Here is a 15261-nt window from a genome sequence, read left to right as displayed (position 1 = left end):
GGTGACTAACAAGCTAAATTGCGTGATAATTCCGGGTAGCAAGTGTTGTGTCCCCATAAAATTGCTGGTACAGATCAGATCAAGGATGGCGCCCGCAGGCGACGCGATGATGCTTTGGTTCATGCATGGCCATTAAGGCCCATTTCCGACTCGGCGTCCGGCTGGGCAAGCTGTATGGCTTGTCCATTTATGGCGCCATGCTGCTCGTGGTGGCGGGCGGTCTGGTGCTGCCGGCCGTGGTCGGCAGCTACCTGTCGATCGGCGTGCAGGAACAGAAAGCGGCACGCGCCGCCCTCAACGAGGCGCTGGTGCGCAACACCGACATTCTTGCCCTCGGCATGCAGGAATCGCTGTGGAATATGAATGCCGAGTCGGCCAGGTCGCTGGGCGAAGCCGTCATGCGCGACCCCTCGGTACTGACCATTCGCGTCACCGGCCAGAATGACAGCGCTTTCGTGCTGGTGCGCTCGACGCGCGAAGCGACTGGCACGGTGTTGACGAGCAGCCGCGACATCATTGTGCGCGGCGAGCGCATCGGCAAGGTGAGCGTCGAGATGGACGATGCCCGCAGCCAGCAGGAATTGCACAGCAAACAGTCCAGCTATGCGCTGATGCTGGCCAGCCAGATTGGCATTTCGCTGCTGCTGATCGTGCTGTTCCTCAATCAACGGCTGATCCGGCCGCTGCGCAGCCTGATGCAATTTTCCGATCGCCTGGGGCGCGGCGAGTTCGACCAGCCGCTGGCGCCGCTCGGTGAAGATGAGCTGGGCCGGCTCGGTTCACAGATGGAACAGATGCGGGTGGCGATCCGCAACCTGTTCGACGATATCGGCCAGCGCGAAGAACGCTTTCGCACCATCGTCAACCAGATGCCGGGCGCGGTATTCCGTTATCGCCCGAATGGCGTCATCGAGTTCTTGAGCGACACCATCGAAGAGATCAGTGGCTATCCGGCGGCGCAGCTGATCGGCGGCTCGACCGACCAGTGGAGCAATATCATCGCCGCTCAAGACCGTCGCATGCAGCGCCGCGCCATTGCCGCCGCGCTCGCATCAAGCCAGGCCTATGCGATCGAATACCGCATCATCGATGCCACCGGGGTGGAACGCTGGGTGGCGGAAAATGGCCAGCCGCAAAGCAGCGAAGGTGACGTCTGGGTGGACGGCATCGTGGCCGACATCAGTGAACGAAAACACAATGAAATGCGGATCGAAGGCTTGCTGGCCGAGCAGAGCGCAATCCTCGACAACGTCATGTTCGGCGTGATGTTCGTGCGCCACCGCCGCGTGGTATCGGTCAACCGCCGCTGCGAAGAGCTGTTCGGCTATGCCAACGACAGCATGGCGGGCGGCTCGACCGCCTTGATGTTCCCCTCCGATGAAGGTTTCGCCGGTGCCGGCAACAGCCAGTATGCCGTGCTGGCCGAAGGCAAGTATGTCAGCGAGGAGCGCCAGTACCGGCGCCGCGACGGCGCCATGTTCTGGTGCCTGGTCAGCGGCTTCGCGGTCGACCCCCTGCGGCCCCACGAAGGCAGCATCTGGGTGTTCGCCGACATCACCGAGCGCAAGCTGGCCGAAGAAACCTTGCGGCTGTCGGCCACCGTGCTCGAACACATCGCCGATGGCGTCATGGTCACCGACACCGAGGGCAACATCGTCGCCGTCAACCGGGGCTTCACGCAAATTACCGGCTACACCGAGGCCGAGGTGATCGGTTTACCGTCGAGCCTGTCGCGCCTGGGCCGTTACGACAAGGTGTTCTACCATCATCTGTGGGAAGACCTGGCCGCCACCGGCTACGGCTGCGGCGACATCTGGAATGTGCGCAAAAATGGCGATGCCTACCTCGAGTCGCTGACGGTGTCGGCGGTGCTCGATACGGCCGGCGCGGTCACCCACTTCGTCGCCGTCTTCAGCGACATCACTTCGGTGCGGCAGTCACAGGACAAGCTCGATCACATGGCCCACCATGATCCCTTGACGGCCTTGCCGAACCGCCTGCTGTTCCACGACCGTCTCGAACACGCGCTGCAGCGCAGCGCATGCGAACACCAGCAACTGGCGATCCTGTTCATTGACCTCGACCGCTTCAAGAACGTCAATGACACGCTGGGCCACCAGGTCGGCGACGCCCTGCTCAAGCTGGTCGCCGGCGCGCTGGCGGCCCAGCTGCGCGATGGCGACACCCTGGCGCGCCTGGGCGGCGACGAATTCGTCGTGCTGCTCGAGAATGTCGATGCGATGGGCGCCGCCAGCGTCGCCGCCAAGCTGGTGGCGATGTTCGAACAACCGTTCTGCGTCGCCAGCTACGAGCTGTTCGTCACCGGCAGCGTTGGCATCGGCGTCTATCCGGGCGACGCCGTCGACGCCGATCTGTTGATCCGCAATGCCGACGTCGCCATGTACCAGGCCAAGGCGCGCGGCCGCAACAACTACCAGTTTTATGCGCCGTCGATGTCGGGCGAGGGCGTCGAGCGGCTGCGCCTGGAAGCGCTGCTGCGCCGCGCCATCGAAAAAAATGAAATCTTCCTCAACTACCAGCCGCAGGTGGACATGGCCAGCGGGCGCCTGACCGGGGTCGAGGCGCTGGTGCGCTGGCAAAATCCGGAGCTGGGACTGGTGCCGCCGACCCGCTTCATCGCCGTCGCCGAGGATACCGGTTTCATCAACCCGCTGGGCAAATGGGTGCTGGAACAAGCGTGCCGCCAGATGGTGCGCTGGGAACAGGCCGGGCTGGTGGTGCCGAAGATGGCGGTCAACCTGTCGGTGCGCCAGTTCGAGCGCGGCAGCATCGTCGGCATGGTAGCCGACATCCTGCGCGAAACGGGGCTGGCGCCGCAGCGACTGCAACTGGAAGTGACGGAGTCGCTGATCATGAATACGGCCGACGTGCTGGCGTTCGTGAACGACCTGCGTGCGCTCGGCGTTGGCCTGGCCATCGATGATTTTGGCACGGGTTATTCATCGCTGGCATACTTGCAACAGTTGCCGGTGCAGACGCTGAAAATCGACCGCAGCTTCATCAAGGACATTGCCAACGACAGCAACGACGGAGCCATCACCATCGCCATCATTCAACTCGCCAAAAGCCTCAACCTGTCGGTCATCGCCGAGGGCGTCGAGACCGAGCAGCAAGTCGCTTTCCTGCAGCGCCACGGCTGCCGCCACGCCCAGGGGTTTTATTTCGCCCGTCCCGGCCTGCCCGAAGAACTGCTGAAGCGCTGGCAGGTCGCGGCGTGAGGGCGCTGTTCCGGCAAGCACCGCAACGCCGTTCGCGGCGCGCCTTTTTGCTCGCTGGCCTGGCCGCCGGCGGCGCCCTGCTGGTGGGCGCCGGCATGCTGCCACCACGCCAGCGCCTGCGCGGTGCTGGCGCCCTGCCGGTACGCGACGGCGCCGTTGCCCTCAACGGCTGGGTGGTGATCGGCGCCGATGGCAGTGTCGCCGTGGTGATGGCGCGCAGCGAAATGGGGCAGGGCGTGCATACGGCGCTGCCGATGCTGGTGGCCGAGGAGCTCGATGTGCCAATGTCGATGGTGACCTTGCGCGCCGCGCCCATCGATAAAATCTACGGCAACCTGGCGCTGCTGCGCGAGCTGCCGCCGTTTCACCCGGATACCCGCGGACCGCTGCGCGATGGCGTCGAATGGACGCTGGCCAAGGTGGCGCGTGAAATGGGCATCATGTTTACTGGCGGCTCGACCAGCGTCAAGGATGCCTGGCAGCCGATGCGCGAAGCCGGTGCGCTGGCGCGTGCCATGCTGGTGGCGGCCGCCGCGCAGCAATGGCAGGTCAGCCCGGCCAGCTGCAGCACGCAGGATGGCTTCGTGCGCCATCCTTCGGGGCGCAGCGCCAGTTACGCCAGCCTGGCGGCGGCGGCGGCGGCCATCGATATCGATGTCGCCTCGCTGGTGCTAAAAACCCCGGCGCAGTGGAAGCTGATCGGCCGTCCCCTGCGGCGGCGCGACAGCCCCGCCAAGGTGAGCGGCGCCGCCCGCTTTGGTATCGACGCGCGTCCGCCCGGCCTGTTGTACGCGGCCGTCTGCATGGCGCCGGTGATCGGCGCCGGCATCGCTGCCATCGACAGCGCGGCGGTACACGCCATGCCCGGCGTGAAAGCGGTGATCAATTTTTCGGCGGCGCTGGCCAGGCACAGTGGCGCCGGCGCCGGCGTGGCGGTGATCGCCACCACCTGGTGGGGCGCGCGGCAGGCGGCGGCAGCGCTGCCGATTACCTGGGCCGAGGGCGCTGGTGCGCAGTTGTCGAGCGCGGCGATTTTCAAGGAATTTGGCGCGCGACTCGACGCCAACGATGGCCGTGGCAGCGGCCATGTCTATCACAGCAGCGGCACTGGCACGGCCGCTGAAGGCGCCGGCGTCAAGACCATTCGTGCCGAATACCGCGCACCTTTTCTCGCGCATGCGGCGATGGAACCGATCAACTGCACCGCCCAGGTCAGCAACGGCAAGGTGTGGTTGTGGGCCTCGACCCAGGTGCCCAGCATCGCCGTCGACATGGCGGCCAAAGTGGCCGGGGTGGCGCGCGAAGACGTCACGGTCGAGGTGCTGCTGCTCGGTGGCGGTTTCGGCCGCCGCCTCGAGGTCGATATGGTGGCGCAGGCGGTGGCGGCGGCCAGCGCCGCCGATGGCCGCCCGGTGCAGCTGATCTGGACGCGCGAAGACGATATGACGCACGACGTCTACCGGCCCGCCGCGCTGGCGCGGTTTACCGGCAGCGTCGATGGCGCCGGCAAGGTGCTCGGCTGGGACAACCATTCGGTCAGCGGCTCGATCGGCCACCAGTATTTTCCCCGTGCGCTGGGTTTGCCCGGCTTCGGCCCTGACAAGACCGCCGCCGAAGGCGAGTACGACATGGCCTACGAAATCGCCAACCAGCGCATCGCCCACGAGATCGTCGACAGCGCCGTGCCGCTCGGTTACTGGCGCTCGGTGGGCCATTCGCACAACGCTTTTTTCAAGGAAAGTTTTATCGACGAGCTGGCCCACGCGGCCGGTCAGGACGGCGTGCCATTTCGCCGCGCGCTGCTGGCAGGGCACCCCCGTCACCTGGCGGTGCTGGACGCCGCCGTCGCTGGCGCAGGGGCGGCGCCGGCCGGACGCGCCCATGGCGTTGCCGTCCATGCCAGTTTTGGCAGCATCGTCGCCCAGGTGGCCGAAGTGTCGATCGACGGCGGCGCCATCCGCGTGCACCGGGTGGTATGCGCCATCGATTGCGGCATCGCCGTCAACCCCAACATCATCGCCCAACAAATCGAGTCGGCCGTGGTGTTCGGACTGTCGGCAGCGCTCGGTGGCGAAATCACCATCAAGGATGGCCGCATCGAGCAGACCAACTACCACAATTACCCGGTGCTGCGGATGGGCGAGGCGCCGCACGTCGAGACCATCATCATCGCCAGCAGCGCGCCGCCCGAAGGGGTGGGCGAGCCGGGGGTGCCGCCGCTGGCGCCGGCAGTGGCCAATGCGGTTTTTAAACTGTGCGGGCAGCGGCTGCGCAGTTTGCCGCTGCGCTTGGCCAGTCCGGCCAATTGAGGCAACCTCGAACGCAGCGATCAACCATGATCGGTCGAGACGGTCAGCTGTTGCCAGGTCTGTAGATCGCGTTCGAGGTCGGCCAGCTTGGCCCGCACCAGCCGCAGCGCATCGCTGCCGAGCAGCAGGCGGGCCGGCGGCGCATCCGCTTCAATCACCGCCAGCATGGCGCGGGCTGCCTTGACGGCGTCGCCCAGTTGCTTGCCACTGATGGCTTCACGCGCCTGGCGCAGCGGGTCGAACAGGCTGTCGTAGTCGCTGATCGAACGGGGTGCACGCTGCATCGAGCGCCCCGCCCAGTCGGTGCGGAACGAGCCCGGTGCCACCGCAGTCACAGCGATGCCCAGCGCTGCGACTTCTTGGGCGAGTGTGTCCGAGATGGCTTCCAGCGCGAATTTGCTGGCGCAGTAATAAGCAATGCCGGGCAGGGTGATGTAACCGCCCATCGACGTCACGTTGAGGATGTGGCCACGCCGGCGCGCGCGCATGTACGGCAACACCGCCCTGATCATGGCCACCGGGCCGAACACATTGACGTCGAACTGACGGCGCATGTCCGCCAGCGGCGACTCTTCCAGGATGCCTTCGTGGCCGTAGCCGGCGTTGTTGACAAGGACATCGATGGGGCCACGCTGCGCCTCGATCTGCGCGACGATGGCATCGATGGCGTCAAATTGCGTGACGTCGAGCAGCCGTGCATGGGCGTGCTGCGGATGCGTCGCTGCGAATGCCTGCGCCGCCTGCGCACTGCGAACCGTGCCGACCACGCGGTGGCCGGCGGCCAGGGCCTGTTGCGCAAGGGCGCTGCCAAAGCCGCTGCTAACGCCGGTGATCAGGATGTGTTTACTCGATGCCATAGGGTCTTTCGTAAGGGAACAGAGCTGGCATGTTATTCTCCCCATCGCTACGACCCAAGGTCGAATCGGCTGCCTTTCTAGCCTAAAACTATGTCTGAACCAAACATCAACGTCGATGGCGACACCTCCTGCGAGCATGCCCGGCAGCGCATGCTCGCGCTGTTGCGCATGCTGGCGCCCGACCAGGGCTACAACCTGACGGCCCTGCCCGGCGTGCGCATCCTGCGCTCCGACCGCGCCTTGACCCGCACGCCGGTGCTCTACGATCCTGGCATCGTCATCGTCTGCCAGGGCCGCAAGCGCGGCTACTTCGGCGACCAGTTGTATCTCTACGATGCGCAGCACTATCTGGCAGTGGCGGTGCCGGTACCGTTTGATATGGAGACCGATGCGACGCCCGCGCAGCCGTTGCTGGCGCTCTACCTGCATCTCGATTTTGCCGTTGCCGCCGAGCTGATGCTGCACATCGATGGTCAGGCCGCAAGCGGTGCTCTGCAGGCGCCGCAGAGCATGATGTCGAGCCCCATCGATGGCGACATGCGCGCATCGGTGCTGCGCTTGCTCGAAGCGCTGCAGCGGCCGCTGGAGGCGGCGGTGCTGGGCCCTGGCCTGTTGCGTGAACTGTATTTTCGGGTGTTGACCGGCGCCCAGGGGTGCGCGCTGCGCCAGGCGCTTAGCCTGAAAGGACAGTACGGCAAGATCGGCCGCGCCCTGCGCCGCATCCATAGCAGCTACGCGCAAGCGCTCGACCTGGGCGAACTGGCGCGCGAAGCGGGCATGAGCATCCCCGCATTCCACAGCCACTTCAAGACCATCACGCGCAGCTCACCGATGCAGTACCTGAAGACGACGCGCCTGCACCAGGCGCGCCTGCTGATGGTACGCCAGGACTTGACAGCCGAGCTGGCCAGTTACGCCGTCGGTTACGCCAGTGCGTCGCAATTCGGCCGCGAGTTCCGGCGGCTGTTCGGCTTGACGCCGGCGGCCGAGGCGCGCCGGCTGCGCGCCAGCTTCGCCATCCCGCCGGCGTTTGCCGGCGCCGAGTTTGTGTCCTCGCACTGAGGCCAGCACTGGCCCACCGCTACAGGCGTGGCGGCAGTCAGGCATGCCCTTACGTCAAGCGCAAATGGCACAGGCGCCCGGCGGCGCCGGTCCCCCCTGCCAATCGCTTCGCAGGGGGAACCGGCGAGGTGGCCTGTCCGCCAGCGCCTTGACTGATCGGCGTTGCTGGTCAGTCAGCCCAGCAGGGTCTTCAAATTGCCGCTGCGCTGCCAGCCGCGCCGTTCGTCGGTGCTGGCGGCCAGCCGCGCCAGGTCGTCGGCCGGGGTTGACAGCTGGGCGGCGAGCAGGCGCTCGGCCAGCGCGCCGTCGGGCAGCACGGTGCCGAGAAAAGCGACGACATCGTCGTGCTGGATCAGCAGGGTGGGAAAATTGTCGATATCGAGCTCGCCCACCAGGTCGGCCTGGTCTTCGATGTCGATCCAGACAAAGCGCAGCGCCGGATGGCGTGCTGCCAGCGCTTCGAAGGTGGCGCGATAGCTGGTGCAGGTGCCGCACCAGCCGGCGCACAGGCAGGCCACGGTCCAGCCGCCACCGGCGAGGTCGGCGGCAAAGCCGGGAAGATTGTGTTGATCGAGCGTGAGGCTATGCATGAGCGCATTTTACCGCGCCTGGGTATTTTTGCGTCGGCTGTCAGCCCGGCGCCGCCGGCGGCTGTGCCGCCCGGGTTAAAATACGCCATGCCTACCATTCTCGCCATTGAAACCTCCTCCGAACTGGCGTCCTGCGCCCTGCTGCACCAGGGCGTGCTGACCAGCCGCGAATCGTCGGGGGTGCGCACCCATTCACAATCGATCCTGCCGATGGTGCAGGCGCTGCTGGGCGATGCTGGCCTGCGGCTGGCCGATTGCGATGCCCTCGCTTACGGCGCCGGCCCCGGTTCCTTCACCGGCGTGCGCACCGCCACCGGCATCATCCAGGGCCTCGGCTTTGGCGCCGGCCTGCCGGTGCTGCCGGTGGTGACGCTGGCGGCGATGGCCGAAGCGTGCCGCGCCGCCAGTGGCGCCGACGAGGTGCTGGCGCTGCTCGATGCCCGCATGGGCGAAGTCTACTGGGCACGCTACCGCTTCCAGGCCGCGGGCGGCTGGTCGGTGATCGATGCCCCGGCGCTGGCAGCGCCGACGGCAGTGCCCGCAGCGGGCAATGCCACCGTCTGCGGCAATGGCTTGAGCGCCTATCCGCAGGCGTTTGCGCACGATGCCGCTCACGCGGATAGCGCCGTCAACGCCACCATCATGCCGCACGCCCGCGAGATCGCCGTGCTGGCCGCCATCGGTGTCGCCGCCGGCCGCGCCATCGATGCCGCCCTGGCGCAGCCGCTTTACCTGCGCAACAAGATCGCGTTTACCAGCGCCGAGCGGCTGGTTATCAACGCCGACAAGGCCGCAGCAGCAGCGGCAGCAGCATGACGGCAGTGGCGCGCCCCCACCCCCACCCCAGTGAGGCAGACGGCCCGTTCGAGCAGTTCATCTATGCCCCGATGGTCATGGCCGATCTCGACGCCGTCTATGCGATCGAGCAGGTAGTCTATCCGCACCCCTGGTCGCGCGGCAATTTCGTCGATTCGCTGGCGGCCGGCTACAGCGCGTGGACGCTGCGCGATGGTGCTGAGCTGCTCGGCTACTTCCTGCTGATGGGGGTGCTTGACGAAGCGCACCTGCTCAATGTGTCAGTGGCGGCGCCGCGCCAGGGGCAGGGGATTGGACGCTACCTGCTGGGCAAGGTGGGCGCCTGCGCGCGTGGCCTCGGTGCGCACTCGGTGCTGCTGGAAGTGCGGCCGTCGAACCAGCGGGCGCTGGCAGTGTATGCACGGCACGGCTTCGTTGAAATCGGCCGTCGCAAAAATTATTATCCCGCCCATGACGGCTTGCGCGAAGAAGCCATCGTCATGCGCTTTAGTTTATGAGCGGTGATGAAGGCGATGCCATGAGTGCCGATACCAGCAAGTCGCCGGCGCCGAGCACGCGCGATGCGGCCTTTTTGGCCGAGATGGGCATCACTCCCCTGTGGCAGCGGCGCGCGCCGGCTGCGGCCCCGGCGGCCCAGCCCGCCCAGCCCGCCCCGCTGGCCGCCATCGCCGCCGCCGTCGATACTGACACCGCCGACGCCGACATCAGCCAGATGGACTGGCGCGCCCTCAACAATGCGATTGCCGCCTGTACCCGCTGCGGCTGCAAGGATGGCCGCAAGAGCGTGGCCGGCGACGGCGCCCGCGCCGCCGTCTGGATGGTGGTGGCCGGTGCCACCACCGCGCAGGACGAGGCGGCACGCACGCCGCTGGCCGGTGCGCCCGGCAAGCTGCTGGCCAATATGTTAAAGGCGGTGCAGCTGGCACGCGAAGAAAACGTCTACGTCACCAACCTGGTCAAGTGCCGCTTGAGCAGTGCCAGCGGTGGCGAGCGCGCCCCCAGCGCCGACGAGCTGCAGGCGTGCCGCCCGTTTGTCGAGCGCGAGCTGGCCCTGTGCGGCGCTGGCGTCGTGCTCACCCTGGGCCAGGTCGCCACCAATGCGCTGCTCGACCAGCCCTTGCAGCAGGCGCTGGCAGGTTCGCGCGGCACGCTGCACCAGTTCAACGGCGCCGTGCTGGTGGCCACCCTGCATCCGGCCGAGCTGCTCGACCGCGCCGCCGACAAGGCGCTGGCCTGGGCCGATCTGTGCCTGGCGCGCGCCAGCCAGGGGCAGTCGCAGTGATGGCGCGGCGCTTGCCACGATCGCAGCTGCGATGAATTGCCAGGCCCGCTACGCCCAGCGCTGGGGCCATCTGCACAACCCGCACGTGCGCGCGCTGGCCTGGCTGATCGATGCGCCCGACCTGCTCGACGCCGCCGCCCCCGAATGGCGTGGCAGGCTCGCCGCACCGATTGTCGTCACGCCTGCGATCGCCCACTGGCTGGCGCAACTCGATGCCGCCCCGGCGCCACTGCTGAGTGCACTGGCAGCGCGCCCGCGCCAGCGCCTCGGCCTGTACGCCGAACAGCTGATGGGATTTTTTTATGCCGCGCAGCAGCGCCTGGTGGCGCACGGTGTGCAGGTGCGCGCCAGCCGCAACGACACCGTGGGTGAATTTGATTTTTTGCTGGAGATCGATGGCGTCGATGGCGTCGACGGTGTCGACGGTGTCGAGCATATTGAACTGGCCACCAAGTTCTATCTGCTGGCGACCGGCAAGCGTGTCGCCAGCCGTTTCGATACCCTGATCGGCCCGAATCTGGCCGACAGCCTGGGCGCCAAGATGCGCAAGATTCTCGACAAACAGCTGACATTGGGCGCCCATCCGGCGGCGCAGGCGCTGCTGGCGCGTCCCGTGCTACGGGCACGGGCGCTGGTCAAGGGCTGGCTGTTTTATCCGCAGGCGATGGCTGGCATGGCGGGCATGGATGGCATCAACGGCGCCCACTGCCGCGGCTTCTGGTGCGCGCTGGCCGATGCCGCAACGCTGCCGGGCTTTGCCAGCATGCGCTGGGTGCTGCTGCCGCGCCTGCAGTGGCTGGCGCCGTATCGACTGCAGGCCGGGGTGGAGACATTCGACGGCGCCGGTCTGGTCGCCGCGCTGGGCGCGCTGTTGGCCGTCTCGCCAGCGCCGCTGCTGGTGGCGGCGTTGCAAGCAAGCGCCAATGGCGAAATGGTGGAAGCCGCGCGTGGTTTCATCGTGCCCGACGACTGGCAGGCGCGGGCGGCAGCGCGCCCGACATAGCGATCAAGGCGACTCACAGCTTAGTGCTTGTGTTCGCCGATCAATGCCAGCGAATCGTGCACTGCCTGGTTGGCCGCGTGCTTTTTCTGGATCAGGTACATGGCGCCGGCCACCGAGAAACCGAACAGGATGATGATCACGTTCAAATCGAGATTCATTGAAATCATGATGGCGTAGACCGCCAGCATGGTCAAAATCGACAGGTTTTCATTGAAATTTTGCACGGCGATCGAATGGCCGGCGCTCATCAGGACGTGGCCGCGGTGCTGCAGCAGGGCATTCATTGGCACCACGAAGAAGCCCGACAGCACACCGATCAAAATCAGCAGGGGATAGGCGAACGCCACCGAAGTGACCAGGGTCATGCCCATGACAATCACGCCCATGGCGATGCCGAGTGGAATAACGGTCAGCGATTTGCGCAGCGGAATTAAACGGGCCGACGCGGCGGCGCCCAGGGCGATGCCAACTGCCACCACGCCAACCAGACTGGTGGCTTTCTCGTAAGGCATGCCGAGCGACTTTTCCGCCCACTTGAGCACGATCAGCTGCAAGGTGGCGCCAGCGCCCCAGAACAGCGTGGTCACGGCCAGCGAAATCTGCCCCAGCTTGTCTTTCCACAGGATGGTCGAACAGTTGGCGAAATCGGCGATCATGCGAATCGGGTTGCGCTCCTGGTGTGGGTAGACGGCGCCGGTGGCCGGAATGCGCCAGTTGAACAGGGTGGCAGCGATGTACATCGACATCACCACGCACAGCGCCGCTTCGGTGGGCGTGTTGATGCCCGTGTCGATATACGGCACATCGAAGCCGAGCAGGAAAGCAGAAGTGCGCTTGGCCACCAGCAGGCCACCGAGCACGGTACCGAAAATGATGGAACTGACGGTCAAGCCTTCGATCCAGCCGTTGGCCGCGACCAGTTTTTCTGGCGGCAGCAATTCGGTGAGGATGCCATACTTGGCGGGCGAATACACCGCCGCACCGAAGCCGACCACGGCATACGCCACCAGCGGGTGCACATCGGCAAAAATGAGCAGGCAGCCACCGATTTTGATCAGGTTAGCGATAAACATCACCCGGCCTTTTGGCAAGGCGTCGGCAAAGGCGCCGACGAAGGCAGCAAGCAACACGTAGAACAGCACGAATGACAATTTGAGCAGCGGGGTCAGCGAGGCCGGGGCCTTCATCGATGTCAGCAGGTCAATCGCGACAAAAAACAGCGCGTTGTCTGCCAACGACGAAAAAAACTGCGCCGCCATGATGGTGTAAAAACCACGGTTCATTCGAGAATTTCACTAATCTGGTCTGGGTTGCTTTATACCATGAACGGCCTGTAAGCCCAAAGAATTCAGCCGTGCCTGCCCCTGCGCTCCGGTAAAATACGCGTGTCAGCCCCCTATTACTTCTCGTAAAGTTCCCATGCCCAGGCCGCTCAGCGCAACCATTCATCTTGACTCCATGAAACACAATTTGGCGCGTGCGCGCGCCTGCGCGCCCACCGCCCGCATTTGGGCGGTGGTCAAGGCGAATGCCTATGGCCACGGGCTCGAACGGGGGCTGCGCGGTTTTGCCGAGGCGGACGGCATGGCGCTGATCGAAACCGACAACGCCGTGCGGCTGCGCGAGCTGGGCTGGACCAAGCCAATTCTGCTGCTGGAAGGAATTTTCGATGGCAGTGATATCGAACTGCTCACCGAGCACAATCTCAATAGCACGGTGCACTGTATCGAGCAGATCAAAATGCTCGAATACACCCGCCTGAGCCGTCCAATTGATGTGCATTTAAAAATGAACACCGGCATGAACCGGCTCGGCTTTCGCCCTGACGAATTCGGCGCCGCCCATGCGCGCCTGCGTGCCATCCCCGGCATCGGCAACATTACCCTGATGACCCATTTCGCCAACGCCGACGAACTGGACAATCCACGGCTGTCGGTCCGCGAACAGGTACGCCGTTTCCAGCTGGGTGCCGATGGCCTCGCCGGCGAGCGCAGCCTGTCGAACTCGGGCGGTGTGTTGCAGCAGGCGCTGCTGAGCGAAGCCTTGTCGAACGACTGGGTGCGTCCCGGCATCATGCTGTATGGCGGCACCCCCGGCGAGACGGCGGCGGCCGACTACAAATTGCTGCCGACCATGACGCTGGCGTCGGAAATCATCGGCATGCAGCAACTGCAGGCCGGCGACACGGTCGGCTATGGCAGCCGCTTCGAAGCGAGCGGGCCGATGGTGGTGGGGGTGGTCGCCTGCGGTTACGCCGACGGTTATCCGCGTCACGCGCCGCACGGCACGCCGCTGCTGGTCGATGGCGTGCGCACCACGCTGATCGGGCGGGTATCGATGGACATGCTGACGGTCGACCTGACGGCAGTGGCCAATGCGCGCGTTGGCAGCAAGGTGGTGCTGTGGGGCGACGGCTTGCCGATCGACGCGGTGGCGACGGCGGCCGGCACCATCGGCTACGAGCTGATGTGCGCGCTGGCGCCGCGGGTGCGCGTGCGCGAGGCGGCGCTGGGGCAGAGCGCTTAGTTGCGGGTGCTTGGTGGCCGCTTGAATCGGCGCGGTACAACCGCGCCTCACTGAACGGCATCTCCGCCCGGGGCTGCCGCTTTACCATTTATTGGTTTAGAATTTACATTTCCGCAAGCGTGGCGGGTTTGCTCGTTCGTGCAAGCCGTCCACGCTGCTGGCGGCAGCAACACCCAACCATCATGGCCAAAGCTAAAACCAATTACACCTGCAGTGACTGCGGCGCCATCGCCAGCAAATGGAGCGGGCAGTGCACCTCTTGCCACCAGTGGAACACGCTGGTTGAGACGGTGGTCGAGACCGCCGGCGTCAACCGCCTGTCCAATCCGGTCCACCGCAGCCTGGCGCAAACTGCGCCGGTGCTGTCGCTGGCGGACATCGAGGCGACCGACGTGCCGCGCTTTGGCACCGGCATCGAAGAATTCGACCGCGTGCTCGGCGGCGGCCTGGTGGCCGGCGGCGTGGTGCTGATCGGCGGCGACCCCGGTATCGGCAAGTCGACCCTGCTGTTGCAGGCGCTGGCGAATATCTCGGCGGTCAAGTCGACGCTGTACGTCAGCGGCGAAGAATCGGGCGCGCAAATTGCCCTGCGCGCACGCCGCCTGTCGGTCGAAGGCAGCTCGCTCAAGCTGCAGGCGGAAATCCAGCTGGAAAAAATTCTCGGCACCCTGGCCGACCTGAAGCCGGAAGTGGCCGTCATCGACTCGATCCAGACCGTCTATTCCGATGCCCTCAGTTCGGCGCCCGGCTCGGTGGCCCAGGTGCGCGAATGCGCGGCCCAGCTGACCCGGGTGGCCAAGCAGACCGGGGTGACCATCATCCTGGTCGGCCACGTCACCAAGGAAGGGGCGCTGGCCGGCCCCCGCGTGCTCGAGCACATCGTCGATACCGTGCTGTATTTCGAGGGCGACACCCAGTCGAGTTTCCGGCTGGTGCGGGCGATCAAGAACCGCTTCGGCGCCGTCAATGAACTGGGCGTGTTCGCCATGACGGAAAAGGGTTTAAAAGGGGTGTCGAATCCATCGGCGCTGTTTTTGTCCAGCCACGATACGGCGGTTCCCGGCTCCTGCGTGATGGTGACGCAGGAGGGCACCCGCCCCCTGCTGGTGGAAATTCAGGCACTGGTCGACACCAGCCACCTGCCCAATGCGCGCCGGCTGTCGGTGGGTCTCGAGCAAAACCGCCTGGCCATGCTGCTGGCGGTGCTGCACCGGCACGCCGGGATTGCCGCCTTTGACCAGGATGTGTTCATCAATGCGGTGGGCGGGGTCAAGATCACTGAGCCGGCCGCTGACCTTGCGGTGCTGCTGGCGATCAATTCGTCGATGCGCAACAAGCCGCTGCCGCGCGGCCTGGTGGTGTTCGGTGAAGTGGGTCTGGCCGGCGAAATCCGGCCGGCGCCGCGTGGCCAGGAGCGCTTGCGCGAAGCGGCCAAGCTGGGCTTTTCGATTGCCATGATCCCCAAGTCGAATGCCCCGAAGCACAAGATCGAAGGGATGACCATCATCGCCGTCGAGCGCATCGACGAGGCGTTTAATAAATTGCGCGAGCTCGACTAGAGCACCAACCAGAACAGG

General features: G+C 65.6%; 12 protein-coding genes. 9 read left to right on the top strand and 3 right to left on the bottom strand.

The annotated features are described in order from the left end of the window. The first annotated feature begins 125 nt into the window (after positions 1-125). Complete coding sequence (locus ACP7BZ_RS00255) at positions 126-3239, top strand: bifunctional diguanylate cyclase/phosphodiesterase (RefSeq protein WP_426109638.1); 3114 nt, start codon at positions 126-128, stop codon at positions 3237-3239. Between the two features lie 95 nt (positions 3240-3334). After that, complete coding sequence (locus tag ACP7BZ_RS00250; protein WP_426110480.1) at positions 3335-5548, top strand: molybdopterin cofactor-binding domain-containing protein; 2214 nt, start codon at positions 3335-3337, stop codon at positions 5546-5548. A gap of 20 nt (positions 5549-5568) precedes the next feature. On the opposite strand, the gene ACP7BZ_RS00245 is transcribed toward ACP7BZ_RS00250, so the two are convergent. Next, positions 5569-6405, bottom strand: coding sequence for an oxidoreductase (locus ACP7BZ_RS00245; protein ID WP_426109637.1), 837 nt, complete (start codon positions 6403-6405; stop codon positions 5569-5571). Positions 6406-6555: 150 nt separating this feature from the next. Here ACP7BZ_RS00245 and ACP7BZ_RS00240 point away from each other — a divergent pair, with 150 nt between their 5' ends. Beyond that, positions 6556-7467, top strand: a complete 912-nt coding sequence (locus ACP7BZ_RS00240; RefSeq protein ID WP_426110479.1) for an AraC family transcriptional regulator N-terminal domain-containing protein — start codon at positions 6556-6558, stop codon at positions 7465-7467. A 173-nt stretch (positions 7468-7640) separates the two neighbouring features. On the opposite strand, the gene ACP7BZ_RS00235 is transcribed toward ACP7BZ_RS00240, so the two are convergent. Beyond that, positions 7641-8057, bottom strand: a complete 417-nt coding sequence (locus tag ACP7BZ_RS00235) for a thioredoxin family protein (RefSeq protein ID WP_426109636.1) — start codon at positions 8055-8057, stop codon at positions 7641-7643. Positions 8058-8144: 87 nt separating this feature from the next. On the opposite strand from ACP7BZ_RS00235, the gene tsaB reads away from it, so the two are divergent. Genes tsaB through ACP7BZ_RS00215 form a run of 4 tightly spaced genes read left to right on the top strand, consistent with a single transcriptional unit; the run spans position 8145 to position 11158 of the window. Further along, complete coding sequence (gene tsaB, locus ACP7BZ_RS00230) at positions 8145-8873, top strand: tRNA (adenosine(37)-N6)-threonylcarbamoyltransferase complex dimerization subunit type 1 TsaB (protein ID WP_426109635.1); 729 nt, start codon at positions 8145-8147, stop codon at positions 8871-8873. Continuing rightward, positions 8870-9370 (top strand): ribosomal protein S18-alanine N-acetyltransferase, encoded by a 501-nt coding sequence (gene rimI, locus ACP7BZ_RS00225; RefSeq protein WP_426109634.1) that lies wholly within the window; start codon positions 8870-8872, stop codon positions 9368-9370. Before tsaB ends, rimI begins: the two co-directional genes overlap by 4 nt. A gap of 20 nt (positions 9371-9390) precedes the next feature. Then, positions 9391-10155: a uracil-DNA glycosylase gene (locus ACP7BZ_RS00220; protein ID WP_426109633.1), complete on the top strand. Its 765-nt coding sequence runs from the start codon at positions 9391-9393 to the stop codon at positions 10153-10155. A gap of 31 nt (positions 10156-10186) precedes the next feature. Continuing rightward, on the top strand, positions 10187-11158 hold the full coding sequence (locus ACP7BZ_RS00215; RefSeq protein WP_426109632.1) for a DUF1853 family protein: 972 nt from the start codon (positions 10187-10189) through the stop codon (positions 11156-11158). 20 nt (positions 11159-11178) lie between these two features. Here ACP7BZ_RS00215 and lplT read toward each other — a convergent pair whose 3' ends face one another. Further along, entirely contained in the window at positions 11179-12441 is a 1263-nt protein-coding gene (lplT, locus tag ACP7BZ_RS00210) for a lysophospholipid transporter LplT (protein ID WP_426109631.1), read from the bottom strand. 136 nt (positions 12442-12577) lie between these two features. Between lplT and alr the strand changes: the two genes are divergently transcribed. Together alr and radA are read left to right on the top strand one after the other, a co-directional pair. After that, the gene (gene alr, locus ACP7BZ_RS00205) at positions 12578-13684 is read left to right on the top strand and encodes an alanine racemase (RefSeq protein ID WP_426109630.1); all 1107 of its coding nucleotides are present in this window, start codon (positions 12578-12580) and stop codon (positions 13682-13684) included. A 182-nt stretch (positions 13685-13866) separates the two neighbouring features. Continuing rightward, complete coding sequence (gene radA, locus ACP7BZ_RS00200; RefSeq protein ID WP_426109629.1) at positions 13867-15243, top strand: DNA repair protein RadA; 1377 nt, start codon at positions 13867-13869, stop codon at positions 15241-15243. The last annotated feature ends 18 nt before the right edge of the window (positions 15244-15261 follow it).

The sequence above is a fragment of the Massilia sp. PWRC2 genome (assembly GCF_049896725.1).
Classification (GTDB): domain Bacteria; phylum Pseudomonadota; class Gammaproteobacteria; order Burkholderiales; family Burkholderiaceae_D; genus JAFCUW01.
Note: the sequence above shows the minus strand (reverse complement) of the source record. Positions and strands in the feature narration are given on the sequence as shown.